General features: G+C 40.7%; 15 protein-coding genes and 2 tRNA genes. 6 read left to right on the top strand and 11 right to left on the bottom strand.

Annotated features, from left to right (window positions below):
• The 3 genes from lptA to yjgA all read right to left on the bottom strand — a co-directional run bounded on the left by lptA (position 1) and on the right by yjgA (position 1726).
• Positions 1-519, bottom strand: coding sequence for a lipopolysaccharide transport periplasmic protein LptA (gene lptA / locus HMPREF2732_RS03900; RefSeq protein ID WP_049366269.1), 519 nt, complete (start codon positions 517-519; stop codon positions 1-3).
• Positions 500-1108, bottom strand: coding sequence for an LPS export ABC transporter periplasmic protein LptC (lptC, locus tag HMPREF2732_RS03895; RefSeq protein WP_070591329.1), 609 nt, complete (start codon positions 1106-1108; stop codon positions 500-502). The genes lptA and lptC overlap by 20 nt, the downstream gene beginning before the upstream one ends.
• An 81-nt stretch (positions 1109-1189) precedes the next feature.
• On the bottom strand, positions 1190-1726 hold the full coding sequence (gene yjgA, locus HMPREF2732_RS03890; protein ID WP_070591325.1) for a ribosome biogenesis factor YjgA: 537 nt from the start codon (positions 1724-1726) through the stop codon (positions 1190-1192).
• 88 nt (positions 1727-1814) lie between these two features.
• Between yjgA and pmbA the strand changes: the two genes are divergently transcribed.
• Complete coding sequence (gene pmbA / locus HMPREF2732_RS03885) at positions 1815-3170, top strand: metalloprotease PmbA (RefSeq protein ID WP_070591321.1); 1356 nt, start codon at positions 1815-1817, stop codon at positions 3168-3170.
• Positions 3171-3372: 202 nt separating this feature from the next.
• Positions 3373-3912 (top strand): hypoxanthine phosphoribosyltransferase, encoded by a 540-nt coding sequence (hpt, locus tag HMPREF2732_RS03880; protein WP_049366276.1) that lies wholly within the window; start codon positions 3373-3375, stop codon positions 3910-3912.
• A 67-nt stretch (positions 3913-3979) separates the two neighbouring features.
• Here hpt and der read toward each other — a convergent pair whose 3' ends face one another.
• The 4 genes from der to dnaQ form a co-directional block, all read right to left on the bottom strand.
• Positions 3980-5500, bottom strand: coding sequence for a ribosome biogenesis GTPase Der (gene der, locus HMPREF2732_RS03875; RefSeq protein WP_049366279.1), 1521 nt, complete (start codon positions 5498-5500; stop codon positions 3980-3982).
• A 111-nt stretch (positions 5501-5611) separates the two neighbouring features.
• A tRNA-Asp gene (locus HMPREF2732_RS03870) sits at positions 5612-5688 on the bottom strand.
• Positions 5689-5715: 27 nt separating this feature from the next.
• Positions 5716-5792: transfer RNA gene (locus HMPREF2732_RS03865), tRNA-Asp, on the bottom strand.
• An 87-nt stretch (positions 5793-5879) separates the two neighbouring features.
• Positions 5880-6641, bottom strand: coding sequence for a DNA polymerase III subunit epsilon (gene dnaQ, locus HMPREF2732_RS03860; RefSeq protein ID WP_070591317.1), 762 nt, complete (start codon positions 6639-6641; stop codon positions 5880-5882).
• 59 nt (positions 6642-6700) lie between these two features.
• Here dnaQ and rnhA point away from each other — a divergent pair, with 59 nt between their 5' ends.
• Positions 6701-7162 (top strand): ribonuclease HI, encoded by a 462-nt coding sequence (gene rnhA / locus HMPREF2732_RS03855; protein WP_070591313.1) that lies wholly within the window; start codon positions 6701-6703, stop codon positions 7160-7162.
• A gap of 24 nt (positions 7163-7186) precedes the next feature.
• Here rnhA and tesB read toward each other — a convergent pair whose 3' ends face one another.
• The 4 genes from tesB to HMPREF2732_RS03835 form a co-directional block, all read right to left on the bottom strand.
• Positions 7187-8047 (bottom strand): acyl-CoA thioesterase II, encoded by an 861-nt coding sequence (gene tesB, locus HMPREF2732_RS03850; RefSeq protein WP_070591310.1) that lies wholly within the window; start codon positions 8045-8047, stop codon positions 7187-7189.
• Between the two features lie 58 nt (positions 8048-8105).
• Positions 8106-9197 (bottom strand): redox-regulated ATPase YchF, encoded by a 1092-nt coding sequence (gene ychF / locus HMPREF2732_RS03845; RefSeq protein ID WP_005698295.1) that lies wholly within the window; start codon positions 9195-9197, stop codon positions 8106-8108.
• A 67-nt stretch (positions 9198-9264) separates the two neighbouring features.
• Positions 9265-9849, bottom strand: a complete 585-nt coding sequence (pth, locus tag HMPREF2732_RS03840; protein ID WP_014065080.1) for an aminoacyl-tRNA hydrolase — start codon at positions 9847-9849, stop codon at positions 9265-9267.
• Between the two features lie 60 nt (positions 9850-9909).
• Positions 9910-10326, bottom strand: a complete 417-nt coding sequence (locus HMPREF2732_RS03835; protein ID WP_070591308.1) for an EamA family transporter — start codon at positions 10324-10326, stop codon at positions 9910-9912.
• Positions 10327-10407: 81 nt separating this feature from the next.
• On the opposite strand from HMPREF2732_RS03835, the gene HMPREF2732_RS03830 reads away from it, so the two are divergent.
• Genes HMPREF2732_RS03830 through xseA form a run of 3 tightly spaced genes read left to right on the top strand, consistent with a single transcriptional unit; the run spans position 10408 to position 13269 of the window.
• Positions 10408-10734, top strand: coding sequence for an RnfH family protein (locus tag HMPREF2732_RS03830; protein WP_049355806.1), 327 nt, complete (start codon positions 10408-10410; stop codon positions 10732-10734).
• A gap of 4 nt (positions 10735-10738) precedes the next feature.
• On the top strand, positions 10739-11950 hold the full coding sequence (locus HMPREF2732_RS03825; RefSeq protein ID WP_070591305.1) for a ribosomal protein uL16 3-hydroxylase: 1212 nt from the start codon (positions 10739-10741) through the stop codon (positions 11948-11950).
• Entirely contained in the window at positions 11950-13269 is a 1320-nt protein-coding gene (gene xseA, locus HMPREF2732_RS03820) for an exodeoxyribonuclease VII large subunit (protein ID WP_070591302.1), read from the top strand. Before HMPREF2732_RS03825 ends, xseA begins: the two co-directional genes overlap by 1 nt.
• Positions 13270-13292: the final 23 nt, after the last annotated feature.

Genomic DNA, 13292 nt, shown 5'->3' with positions numbered 1-13292 from the left:
TTATTTTTTACCTTTTTGTTGTAATTGGGTCGGAATTAAGACAGTTTGCACGCGTGATTTTCCATTACCATTGGCTTTTAACTGTTGTTTTTTCACATCATAAGTGATGAGTTCACCGTTAATTTTACTATCTAATTGTTTTAATTCAGCATTACCGGTCAATGTTAAGAATTCAGTGCCTAAATCGTAGTGAACTTTATTCGCTCTACCGTCAACAGGTTTACCATCATCAAGTTGCTGGTGGAAGGTAACAGGGCTACCAAATGCTTCAACAGTTTCTTTTTTACCTGAATTTTCTGGTGGGCGAGTAATGACCACTTTATTGGCTTTAATCAAGATGGAACCTTGCGTAATCACAACGTTATCCGTAAAGGTTACGACGCTGTTTTCCATATCTAAAGATTGATTATCTGAGACAATGTTAATCGGTTTATTGGTATCATCTTTTAACGCAAAAGCAGACAAAGAAGTCATCATTAACGCTGTTAAAAGCAGAATTTTATTGTTTGTTGATTTCATAATATGTTTTTACCTGTTCCTTTAGAGTTGCAACTTGCTGACGTAAATTTCCGACGAGCTTCAATCCGCTAGAGTTAAAGTTTAATCCGTTAATTTTTACTTGTGTATCGGAAGTAATGTCTTGTGTTTTTAAATTAATTACTGCGGCTTCAGTCTCAACACGTTGTAGGCGAGATAAAGGATCAAGGCTCTCGACAACCACGCCGCCTTCAAGATAGAGCATTTGATCTTTAGTTAATTTTGCCTTTTTCGCGCTAAGCTTCCAATTTTGTTTTTCTAATTGAATTTTATCGGTTTTCGTATCTTTGTCTTTATTATCTAAAGAGACATCAAAAAGATAGACTAACGGCGAAATAAAATCCGTATGACCGTCTTGTGTGTAATATTCCACTTTGTCGGAAATCGCGAGATATTGTTTTTTTCCTTCTGGCGAGAATACAGTCGTTTCCATTTTATTACCGACGTATTCTGGGCTATCAGGCTTTTTGATTAGGCTTTGTAAATCGCCATGATCTTGATTAAGCGAATAATACCAGCCTAATAAAGCCAAGGCGATGACACCTAAAATAATATTCCAACGAATATTCATAAATAACGTTCTTTCCTTCTTAAAAGGGTAACTAATCATAGCACTTTTTTGACACAAAGTGCGGTCAAAAATAGCCGTATTTTAGTCTTCTAAAATGAGTGTTTTTAAGATCTGATAAATCTCGCGATAAGCTTTTGATGGCTTATTTTGTTCCTTCTCTTTCTGTGCTGCACGAATCAAATTACGTAAGTGTTGGCGATCTGCAGAAGGATGTTCATTTAACAAATCAGTCAGAGCCGCATCACCTTTCGCAACCAATTCATCACGTAAGATTTCCAACTTATGCAGCATCGCTTGTTGTTGATTATGTTTGTTTTCAATTTTTTCTAAAGCTTCACGAATAGGCTCTGCATCAATTGAGCGTAAGAGCTTACCAATATATTGTAATTGGCGACGACGCGCCTCTTTTTGCAGGCGTTGCGCTAATTCAATGGCATCTTTCAAGCTATCGTCTAGTGGAACCTTAGTCAGATTTGCTTTGGTTAAGTTCACCAATTTCTCGCCGAGCTGTTTTAAATCCTCAGCATCGCGTTTGATTTCACTTTTGCTTACCCAAATAATCTCTTCTTGGTCTTCATCTTCCCAATCAAAAGCTTCTTTTTTCTTACGTTTTGCCATTCTGTTACCTTATGAAAAATTTGGTGCATTTTAGCATAAACTTTCAAAATAAGATAAAATGGCGCAAATTTTTAATAGGATTATCACCATGAAAACAGCAGAAAATTTAACCGCACTTTTAAAATCTCAAGAGCAAACATTGCGTGATGCAGTCAGTTTTGCGATTGAAACCGCCCAAAAAGCGGGCGCCACCGCGGAAGTAGGTGTGACAAAAGTGAGTGGTTTATCGGTTTCCACCCGTCTGCAAGAGATTGAAAATGTTGAATTTACTAACGATGGGGCATTAGGTATTTCCGTTTATTTAGGCCAACAAAAAGGCAATGCCTCTACTTCAGATTTAAGTGAAGAAGCGATTAAAAACACCGTTGAAGCCGCGCTCGCTATTGCAAAATATACCTCGCCAGATGATTGCACAGGGCTCGCCGATAAAGAATTAATGGCTTTCGAAGCACCGGATTTAGCACTTTATCATAGCGCAAATGTTGATGTTGAACAGGCTACAAAATTAGCGCTAGAAGCTGAAAAAGCGGCGTTGGAATACGATGAAAAAATTGTGAATAGCAATGGTGCAAGCTTTAATTCACATACCGGCGTGCGTGTTTATGGCAATACACATGGCATGCTACAAAGTTACTTATCTAGCCGTTATTCTTTATCTTGTTCGGTGATTGGTGGCGAGCTAGATCAACTTGAAAATGACTACGAATATACGGTTTCACGTGAGTTTGATGCGCTTTCTTCAGCGGATTGGGTTGGGCAAAATTGTGCGAAAAAAGTGATTGCGCGTCTAAATCCACAAAAATTAACGACACGTGAAGTGCCCGTGATTTTCTTAAATGATGTAGCAACAGGATTAATTTCTCATTTAACGGGGGCGATTAGTGGCGGCAGCTTATATCGCAAATCTAGTTTCTTGCTCGATCATCTTGGAAAACAAGTATTGCCAGATTGGTTCCAAATTAGTGAGCGTCCTCATTTGTTAAGACGTTTAGCCTCTACGCCTTTTGATAGCGAAGGGGTTCGCACACAGAATCTTGAGATTATTCAAGATGGCGTGTTGCAAACCTATTTGCTCACCAGTTACAGCGGTAGAAAAATGGGCATGCAAAGTACTGGTCATGCAGGTGGTATTCACAACTGGCTCGTGAAACCAAATTTAACGGGGGGATTGACCGCACTTTTACGTCAGATGGGCACTGGTTTATTGGTTACCGATGTCATGGGACAAGGTGTCAATATTGTGACGGGGGATTATTCTCGTGGCGCAGCCGGTTTCTGGGTGGAAAATGGCGAGATCCAATATCCGGTTGCCGAAATTACCATTGCTGGTCAATTACAAGATATGTTGAAAAATATTGTGGCAGTAGCAGATGATGTTGAACATCGATCCAATATCCAAACTGGTTCAATCCTACTCGACAAGATGAAAATCTCAGGGAATTAATAAATTTATAAAAATGATAATAATTCTTATTGACAGATATTTTCTTTCTGCTACTATACACACATCTGTTTCGTAGCGATTGCAGGTTGCTTCAACAGGTAGAGTAGAAAGTAAATTCGTTAGGGTTAAAAAGGCTGAAGGTTTAAACTTCAGCCTTTTTTATTGTAGAATACGCAAACGATTAAATTAAAAAGGAAAGACCATGAAAAAACACCACGTCGATATTATGATTTCAGAAGCGGATGTCCGTAGTCGCATAGCTGAACTTGGCGCGGAAATTACGCATTTTTATCAACAAAAAGCCATTGATAAACTGATTGTTGTCGGTCTTTTACGTGGTTCATTTATGTTCATGGCCGATCTGGTGCGTGAATTTAAATTACCGGTAGAAGTGGAGTTTATGACCACTTCAAGCTATGGTAGCGGAATGACAAGTAATCACGATGTGAAAATTACGAAAGATCTTGAAGGCGATATTCGTAATGAACACGTGCTAATTGTTGAGGACATTATTGATACGGGTTACACCCTTGAAAAAGTGCGTGGTATTTTAAATTTACGCGATCCTGCAAGCTTAGCGATTTGTACCTTGTTAGATAAACCTTCTCGCCGAGAAGTGGAAGTACCTGTTGAATGGATTGGTTTTTCTATTCCGGATGAATTTGTTGTCGGCTATGGTATTGATTATGCTCAACGTTATCGTAATCTAGGCTATATTGGTAAAGTAGTCATAGACGAATAATTTATTTTTCAATAAAAAGAGCAGTCAAAATTCACAGTGATTTTTGACCGCTCTTTGTTTATTAAGATTAGCGTTTCGCTTTTTTGATAAACTTCATCAAGCGTTTACGTTTACGTAATTGGTTTGGTGTGAGTTTATTTTTTCTACCCGCGAATGGGTTTGAACCTTCTTGGAATAGCAAGCGAATTGGCGAACCAATAATTTTCAAACTCTTACGATAATAATTAGATAAATAACGTTTGTATGAATCCGGTAATTTATCCATTTGGTTACCATGCACCACGATGATTGGTGGATTATAGCCGCCTGGGTGAGCATATTTTAATTTAATACGACGACCGCCAATCATTGGTGGTTGATGCTCATCCGTTGCCATTTGTAAAATGCGGGTGAGAAGAGACGTCGTCATTTTTTGCGTCGCGCAAGTATAAGCTTCTTTAATCGAATCAAAAAGGTTACCCACGCCACTGCCGTGTAAAGCAGAAATAAAATGCACACGAGCAAAATCAATGAAATCAAGACGGCGATCTAATTCGGATTTGACGCGATCTTTCACATCTTGATCTAAGCCATCCCATTTATTTACGACGATCACCAGTGAGCGACCCGCATTTAAGATAAAGCCAAGTAGAGAGAGATCTTGATCTGAAATGTTTTCACGCGCATCAATTGTGAGTAATACCACGTTTGCATCTTGAATCGCCTGTAATGTTTTGATGACAGAGAATTTCTCAACGGCTAAATGCACTTTACCACGTTTACGCACACCTGCTGTATCAATCAAGGTGTATTGCTGACCATCACGTTCCATTGGAATGTAGATACTGTCACGCGTTGTGCCTGGCATGTCGTAAACGACCACGCGCTCTTCACCTAAAATACGATTGGTTAATGTGGATTTACCGACGTTTGGACGGCCTACAATCGCAATTTTGATATTTTTATCTTGTTCTTCTTCAAGCTCTTCGTCTAATGCTTCATCAATTAATGAGGTATCTTCCTCTGAATCGAAGTCAAATTCGTGATCCCATTCATCTTTTTCTTCTTCATCAGAAGTGCGGTCATTTTCTGCTTCATTTTCTTGTAATTTTTCCGCTAAAGGGGCAAGTACTTGCTCCATTAATTGAGTCACGCCACGGCCTTGTGATGCAGCAATTTGTTCAATTTCACCTAATCCTAATTGATAAAATTCCGCACAGTGTGAATCTGCATCAATACCATCAGTTTTATTTGCCACAACAACGGTTGTTTTATTGGTGCGTTGACGTAAGTAATTGGCAATGCCAATATCTGCTGCTGTTAAACCTGCGCGTGCATCCACTAAGAAAAGCACGACATCGGCTTCTTCAATCGCTAATAAGGATTGTTCTGCCATTTTTTCTTCAACGCCTTCTTCAGTACCATCAATACCGCCAGTATCGATCACAATAAAATCATAGCCAGAAATATTGGCATGACCGTATTTACGATCTCGGGTTAAACCGGGGAAGTCTGCGACAAGCGCATCACGAGTACGGGTTAAACGGTTGAATAGGGTGGATTTACCTACGTTTGGGCGACCCACTAAGGCAACGACAGGAGTTGTCATAAAAATATCTCTGTAAAATGTAAATTTAGTTAATTATAGCGAATGTTGGCTGGCAGGTAAAATTCGGGTATAAAAAAAGCACCTTCAGGTGCTTCATTATCTCGGCTTAATTGGCGGAATGGACGGGACTCGAACCCGCGACCCCCTGCGTGACAGGCAGGTATTCTAACCAGCTGAACTACCACTCCGTGAGTATATTAAGACAAGTTTTAAATTGGCGGAATGGACGGGACTCGAACCCGCGACCCCCTGCGTGACAGGCAGGTATTCTAACCAGCTGAACTACCACTCCGCTAAGTGCTGGGTATAATAATGATGAACGTTAAAACCGTCAATCTTTTTTTTCTTTTTTATGTTTATCTGATTAATAGATAACCGATTAATGTGAGGTTTCCTCACCCGTACGAATAGACCAAAAACATTTGCCATCGCTTTTTTTATTGACCAATTTAATGAAATCTAAATGGGCTTGGAGTTCATCATCGGTGGGTTGTAACACTTTTAAATTTTGCGAAAAATTGACCGTACTTTGAAGATCTTGAACATTGGCTGTCGTTTGGATAATCGAACTATCTGCATGCTCTTCATCAAATAAGCTGGTTTGACCGCCTGTCATGGACAAATAAACGTCGGCTAAAATCTCCGCATCCAGTAAGGCCCCGTGGAGCGTGCGTTTGCTGTTATCAATGCCTAAACGATCACACAACGCATCTAAGCTATTCCGTTTTCCAGGATACATTTGGCGTGCCATTTGCAACGTATCGGTAACAAGGCAAATATCGTTCGTTTTGATATCTAACCCGAGTTTACGGAATTCATAGTCCATAAAGCCCACATCGAAGGGCGCGTTGTGAATCAGCAGTTCAGCACCGCGAATGTATTCAATAAAATCTTGTGCAATTGTTTTGAAATCCGGTTTATCCGCCAGCATTTCATCCGTAATACCGTGAACTTTAATGGCATCGGGATCAACCAAACGATCCGGCTTAATATAAATATGGAAATTATTGCCCGTATATTTACGGTTGATCATTTCCACCGCGCCAATTTCAATAATGCAATGTCCTTCGTAATGTGCGCCAATTTGGTTCATACCGGTGGTTTCAGTATCCAGTACAATCTGGCGATCCGGATTTATCATTGTTCTACCTATTTGTTTCCTTTAAAATACTGCCTATTTTACACAAGCTCGAATTAGTTATGCAAAAACAGATTGAAATTTTTACGGATGGATCTTGCCTAGGCAATCCGGGAGCCGGTGGCATAGGGATTGTCCTGCGCTATAAACAGCATGAAAAACATATTTCAAAAGGGTATTTCAAAACCACCAATAATCGCATGGAATTACGAGCTGTGATTGAGGCTTTAAATGGCTTAAAAGAGCCTTGTCATGTGACGCTTTATAGCGATAGCCAATATATGAAAAATGGCATCACACAATGGATTTACAATTGGAAGAAAAACAATTGGAAAGCGAGCACGGGCAAAGCGGTAAAAAATCAGGATTTATGGATTGCATTAGATCAGGCGATTCAAACCCATAACATTAATTGGCAGTGGGTGAAAGGCCATTCTGGCCACCGTGAAAATGAAATTTGTGATGAATTAGCCAAACAAGGTGCAGAAAATCCAACTTTCGAAGATATTGGTTACGAAGGGTAGTCTGCACCTGGTTTTAAAGTGCGGTTATTCTTGATAACGAATTAAACCTTCCTGCTGTGTGGTGGCAATTAGTGTGCCATCTGCAGCAAAAATTTGTCCTCTCGCTAAACCACGTCCTGCAAAAGCATTGTTACTTTCAATGGCATGTAAGTGCCAATTATTTAAATTGAAAGGGCGGTGGAACCAAATACTGTGGTCGATCGTGGCTACTTTCATCCCTTTCTGTAAAAAGCCTTTCCCATGTGGGTGAAGTGCGGTCAAAATACAGTGGAAATCAGAAAAATACGCTAAGAGACATTGTTGTGTCTGCAAATCTAATGGCGCTTCGCCATTGGTTTTAAACCAAGCATATTGTTCGGGGGGGAGTTCTCGGCCATCAAATGGATTGTTCAAATATCGGCTATGAATCTGAAATGGTCGTTCTTGAGCAAATTTTTCACTCAAGCTTTCAGGCAAAGTCTGCGCCACTTTTAACATGATTTCGTGTTCATCAATACATTGCTCAGGGCCTGGTACTTGTGGCATAGCGGATTGATGATCGAAACCTTCTTCAGGTACTTGAAATGACGCGGTGACATGACAAATCACATTTTTATGTTGAATGGCTTTTACGCGTAATGCAGAGAAGTTGCGACCTTCACGCAAGGTTTCCACATCGTAAATAATCGGGTATTGGCTGTCGCCCGGCGCTAAAAAGTAAGCATGACAAGAGTGGAGTACTCGCTCAGGTGGTGCAACTTGCATCGCGGCAGAAAGCGATTGTGCCACAACTTGGCCACCAAACACTTGGCGAAAACCTAAGTCTTCACAGGCTCCGCGAAAGATAAGATCATCAATTTTTTCTAATTTTAACAATTCGATGAGCTGATTTAATTTATCCGACATTGTTTTTTTCCTTTTATAAATACAAAAAGACCGCATAGTTATGCGGTCTGAAGCGTTTTTATACGTTAAAGCGGAAGTGCATGACATCACCATCTTGGACTATGTAGTCTTTACCTTCTAAGCGCCATTTACCTGCTTCTTTTGCTCCGTTTTCACCTTTGAATTGGATGAAGTCATCGTAAGCAATCACTTCTGCACGGATGAAGCCTTTTTCAAAGTCTGTGTGGATGACAGCCGCTGCTTTAGGGGCGGTTGCACCAACAGAAACGGTCCATGCGCGCACTTCTTTCACACCCGCAGTGAAGTAGGTTTGAAGATTTAATAAGGCATAACCTGCACGAATTACACGGTTTAAGCCAGGTTCTTCAATGCCAAGATCTTGTAAGAATTCGATTTTTTCGTCGTCATCAAGTTCCGCAATTTCAGCTTCAATCGCTGCACATACAGGCACCACAACAGAGCCTTCTTTTTCTGCAAACTCACGTACTTTGTCTAAATACGGGTTGTTTTCAAAACCGTCTTCATTCACGTTAGCAATGTACATGGTTGGTTTTAATGTGAGGAAGTTATAGCTTTTAATTGCTAATAACTCATCTTTATCTAAAGGAACAGAACGAATCATGCCTGCTTCAGAAAGTACAGGAAGGATTTTCTCCATCACAGAAAGCTCAAATTTTGCGTCTTTATCGCCACCTTTTGCTCGTTTTTGTAAACGTTGGATGGCACGTTCACAGCTGTCTAAGTCAGCAAGGGCTAATTCGGTATTGATGGTTTCGATATCGCTTAATGGATCGATTTTACCTGCAACGTGCACGATGTCGTCATTTTCAAAGCAACGAACAACATGGCCAATTGCATCAGTTTCACGGATGTTAGCCAAGAATTTATTCCCTAAGCCTTCACCTTTACTTGCCCCCGCAACCAAACCAGCAATATCTACAAACTCCATGGTGGTTGGCAACACACGTTCAGGTTTAACAATTTCCGCTAATGCATCTAAACGCGGATCCGGCATTGGTACCACGCCAGTATTTGGTTCGATTGTACAGAACGGATAGTTTGCCGCTTCGATACCGGCTTTGGTTAATGCATTAAAAAGGGTAGATTTACCGACGTTTGGCAAACCAACGATACCACATTTAAATCCCATGATGTTTTCCTTATTGTAAGCGTAAGTGCGGTTAAAATTTATGGTGTTTTTTCACCGCACTTCTGAGTTAAATTTTAAAACTGTTTAAGCGATTGGTGGCTTTCACCATGCCTTCTTTGAAAAGCAATTCAATGCAATCGGTGGCTTCATCTAACGCTTTATCGAGCGCTTCTCTTTCTGCCGGCGCGGGTTTGTTAAGTACAAAACCTGAAACTAAATCACGGTGTCCAGGATGGCCAATGCCAATGCGTAAACGATAGAAATTGTTGCTGTTACCAAGCTGTGCCACGATATCTTTTAAACCATTATGTCCGCCATGTCCGCCACCTTGTTTTAATTTTACGGTGCCTGGCGGTAAGTCTAATTCATCGTGTAGCACTAAAATCTCTTCTGGTTTGATGCGATAAAAATTAGCAAGTGCGCCTACGGCTTTTCCACTTAAATTCATAAACGTCGTTGGCACTAAAAAACGCACTTCTTTGCCGTTAATCAGTGTTTTTCCTACATAACCGAAGAATTTATTTTCTGCATTAAGCGAAACATTAAAGCGACGAGCCAAACGCTCAATCAGCCATTCCCCTGCATTGTGGCGGGTTTCCGCATATTTATCGCCAGGGTTTCCCAGCCCCACGATGAGTTTAATTTCAGACATAGTTTTCTACTTGAATAAAAATAGTGGCGTATTGTAGCGAAAAAGGGCTAATTTCTCAATCTATAAGGATAAGACTAAAACACCTGAGAGAATTAATAGACTTCCTATGACTAATTTCATACTTAAGGGTTCGCCTAACAATACCACACCTAAAATAATGGCAATCACGACACTGAGTTTATCAATGGGCGCAACCCAAGAGGCGGGCGCCATTTGCAACGCACGATAATAACAAAGCCAAGATAGGCCTGTAGCAACACCAGAAAGAATTAAAAAGGTAAATGGTTTTGCGGTAATATGTTGTGGCAGTTGCCATTCGTTACGTGCGCTAATGATACCCGCTGTAACGAGTAAAACCACAATCGTACGGATAAATGTCGCAAGATTGCTGTTAATGCCTTCAACCCCTAATTTGCCTAAAATAGCGGTAAGTCCAGCGAAAAAGGCTGAACCAATAGCAAAAAATACCCAATTCATGATGTGCTCCTGATTTTATCGTTAATATTGACCGCACTTTTCCGCTATAATAACGGAAAACTCATTAAGACAGAATAAAACATGAAACAAATTAATATTGAAATCGCTTATGCCTTGCCGGATCGCTATTATTTGAAGTCCTTCAAAGTGGATGAAGGCACAATGATTCAAACGGCTATTTTACAATCGGGCATTTTACAACAGTTTACCGAGATCGATTTGCGTGAAAATAAAGTGGGGATTTATTCCCGTCCAGCAAAACTAAACGATCAATTAAAAGACGGCGATCGTATTGAAATTTACCGCCCATTATTAGCCGATCCTAAAGAAATTCGTCGTAAACGTGCAGCAGAGCAAGCCAAAGCCGCACAAGAAAAAGCTCAACAAGAAAAACAGGAAAAGGAGTAAAAAAATGACCGCACTTTCCAACCAATATTGTCTGCCTGATGGCATTACCCCTGAAATTTTCCTGCGTGATTATTGGCAGAAAAAACCATTAATTATTCGTAATGGTTTGCCTGAAATTGTTGGTCAATTTGAGCCTGACGATATTATCGAATTAGCACAAGGCGAAGATGTGACCGCACGTTTGGTAAAAACCTTTTCAGATGATAATTGGAAAGTGTTTTTTAGTCCGTTATCTGAAGAAGATTTTGCAGATGTACCCGAGAAATGGTCGGTGCTCGTCCAAAATCTAGAACAATGGAGTACAGAACTCGGTCAGCTTTGGAATAAGTTTGGCTTTATTCCACAATGGCAACGTGACGATATTATGGTGTCCTATGCACCTAAAGGCGGTTCCGTTGGTAAACATTATGACGAATATGATGTGTTCTTGGTGCAGGGCTATGGCCACCGTCGTTGGCAGTTAGGTAAATGGTGTGATTCTTCCACAGAATTTAAACCGAATCAGCCGATTCGTATTTTTGATGATATGGGCGAATTGGTCATTGATGAAGTCATGAATCCAGGCGATATTCTTTATATTCCGGCTCGCATGTCGCATTATGGTGTGGCTGAAGATGATTGTTTGACCTTTTCTTTTGGTTTGCGTTATCCGAATTTAGCAGACATTTTTGATAACGTGAATAAAGCGTTTTGTCATCAAGATCCTGAATTGAATTTAAGCGAATTCCAATTACCGTTACGTTTAACGCAAGCAGAGCAGCGTACGGGCAAATTGGCAGATGAAAATATTCAGGCAATGAAAAAACAATTCTTAGCGAAATTGGCAGAGTCTGAAGCCTTTGATGCCTTGTTCAAACAAGCGGTAGCAGGCACAGTGAGTTCGCGTCGCTATGAAATGTTAGTATCCGATGAAATGTCCGAACCTGACGAAGTGCGGTCAATTTTAGAAGAAGAACAAGGTGTATTAATACAGGACAATAACTGCAAATTGCTTTACACTGAAAATCCGCTCCGCATTTATGCTAATGGCGAATGGTTGGATGAAGTGAATGTTATTGAAGCGGAAGTGTTGAAACGCCTTTCTGATGGTGAAGCGTTAGATTGGACATTCTTAAATAATTTAGTGAATGATACAGAAGATCCTGAAAGCACGATGGAATTATTGCTCGATTCGATTTGTAACTGGCTAGATGACGGTTGGGTGTTGATTGAATAATGTCTGAAAACATTTACTCTGTTTCCCAACTGAACAGCGCCGCCCGCCAAATGCTAGAAGGGAATTTTTCACAGATTTGGCTTACGGGGGAGATTTCCAATTTCACTCAACCTGTATCTGGGCATTGGTATTTAACGCTGAAAGATGAAAATGCCCAAGTTCGCGGTGCGATGTTCCGCATGAAAAATTTACGGGTGGGGTTTCGTCCGCAAAACGGCATGCAGGTCTTGGTACGAGCGAATGTCAGTTTATATGAGCCTCGCGGTGATTATCAGCTGATTATTGAATCTATGCACCCTGCTGGTGAGGGATTGTTGCAACAGCAATTTGAAGCGCTAAAAATGAAATTGGCGGCAGAAGGGTTGTTTGCACAAAACTTGAAGAAAAGCTTGCCGGATTTTGCTAAAGCCGTAGGTATTGTGACCTCTTCGACTGGCGCAGCTTTACAAGATATTCTGCATATTTTAGCTCGCCGAGATCCCAGTTTAAAAGTGGTGATTTATCCAACGGCAGTGCAAGGCAAAGAAGCAACGGCTGAAATCGTCCAAATGATTGAACTCGCTAATGTGCGTCAAGAAGTGGATGTATTGATCGTCGGCCGTGGTGGTGGTTCTTTAGAAGATCTTTGGTGCTTTAATGAAGAAGAAGTAGCACGTGCAATTTTTCGTTCAAATTTACCGATTATCAGCGCGGTAGGTCACGAAACGGATGTCACCATCGCAGATTTTGTGGCAGATTTACGCGCGCCGACACCCTCTGCTGCGGCGGAGTTAGTGAGTCGCAATCAGCAGGAATTACTTCAACAGTTAGCCTATAAACAACAGCGCTTAGAGATGGCGTTGGATCGTATTTTTAGTCATCAACAACAGCGCTTACAACAGTTACGTTTACGCCTGCAAAACCAACATCCGCAAAATCAATTATTGATGCAAAAAGCCAAAACGGAGCAATTACATCATCGTCTCGTGTTAGCGATGCAGCGCCAAATGGATAAAACGCAACAAAAATTGACCGCACTTTCCGCGCGCTTAAAACAAAATCCGTTGCCTTATCGATTGCAAAAACAATCCCAATATTTAGCTCAGTTACAAGTGTGGTTAAATTTAGGGGCGAATCGTCAAGTCACGGAACGTCAAAATAAATTGGCGACATTGTGTGGCAAGTTAGATGGATTAAGCCCATTAAAAGTATTAGCACGAGGGTATTCCATCGCAGAAGATGTCAAAGGACATGCTATTGTGAGTGTGAAGCAAGTCAAAACAGGCGACACCATTAAAACGAAGGTAGCAGATGGGGAGATAACCAGCCGCGTTTGTTAATTTAAATAAATTTTTAATGTAAA

The sequence above is a fragment of the Haemophilus sp. HMSC061E01 genome, from assembly GCF_001810345.1.
In the GTDB taxonomy this organism is placed as follows: domain Bacteria; phylum Pseudomonadota; class Gammaproteobacteria; order Enterobacterales; family Pasteurellaceae; genus Haemophilus_D.
Note: the sequence above shows the minus strand (reverse complement) of the source record. Positions and strands in the feature narration are given on the sequence as shown.

Coding starts and splice junctions, on each gene's coding strand:
- lptA (WP_049366269.1), bottom strand. CDS start 519: ATGAAATCAACAAACAATAAAATTCTGCTTTTAACAGCGTTAATGATG.
- lptC (WP_070591329.1), bottom strand. CDS start 1,108: ATGAATATTCGTTGGAATATTATTTTAGGTGTCATCGCCTTGGCTTTA.
- yjgA (WP_070591325.1), bottom strand. CDS start 1,726: ATGGCAAAACGTAAGAAAAAAGAAGCTTTTGATTGGGAAGATGAAGAC.
- pmbA (WP_070591321.1), top strand. CDS start 1,815: ATGAAAACAGCAGAAAATTTAACCGCACTTTTAAAATCTCAAGAGCAA.
- hpt (WP_049366276.1), top strand. CDS start 3,373: ATGAAAAAACACCACGTCGATATTATGATTTCAGAAGCGGATGTCCGT.
- der (WP_049366279.1), bottom strand. CDS start 5,500: ATGACAACTCCTGTCGTTGCCTTAGTGGGTCGCCCAAACGTAGGTAAA.
- dnaQ (WP_070591317.1), bottom strand. CDS start 6,641: ATGATAAATCCGGATCGCCAGATTGTACTGGATACTGAAACCACCGGT.
- rnhA (WP_070591313.1), top strand. CDS start 6,701: ATGCAAAAACAGATTGAAATTTTTACGGATGGATCTTGCCTAGGCAAT.
- tesB (WP_070591310.1), bottom strand. CDS start 8,047: ATGTCGGATAAATTAAATCAGCTCATCGAATTGTTAAAATTAGAAAAA.
- ychF (WP_005698295.1), bottom strand. CDS start 9,197: ATGGGATTTAAATGTGGTATCGTTGGTTTGCCAAACGTCGGTAAATCT.
- pth (WP_014065080.1), bottom strand. CDS start 9,849: ATGTCTGAAATTAAACTCATCGTGGGGCTGGGAAACCCTGGCGATAAA.
- HMPREF2732_RS03835 (WP_070591308.1), bottom strand. CDS start 10,326: ATGAATTGGGTATTTTTTGCTATTGGTTCAGCCTTTTTCGCTGGACTT.
- HMPREF2732_RS03830 (WP_049355806.1), top strand. CDS start 10,408: ATGAAACAAATTAATATTGAAATCGCTTATGCCTTGCCGGATCGCTAT.
- HMPREF2732_RS03825 (WP_070591305.1), top strand. CDS start 10,739: ATGACCGCACTTTCCAACCAATATTGTCTGCCTGATGGCATTACCCCT.
- xseA (WP_070591302.1), top strand. CDS start 11,950: ATGTCTGAAAACATTTACTCTGTTTCCCAACTGAACAGCGCCGCCCGC.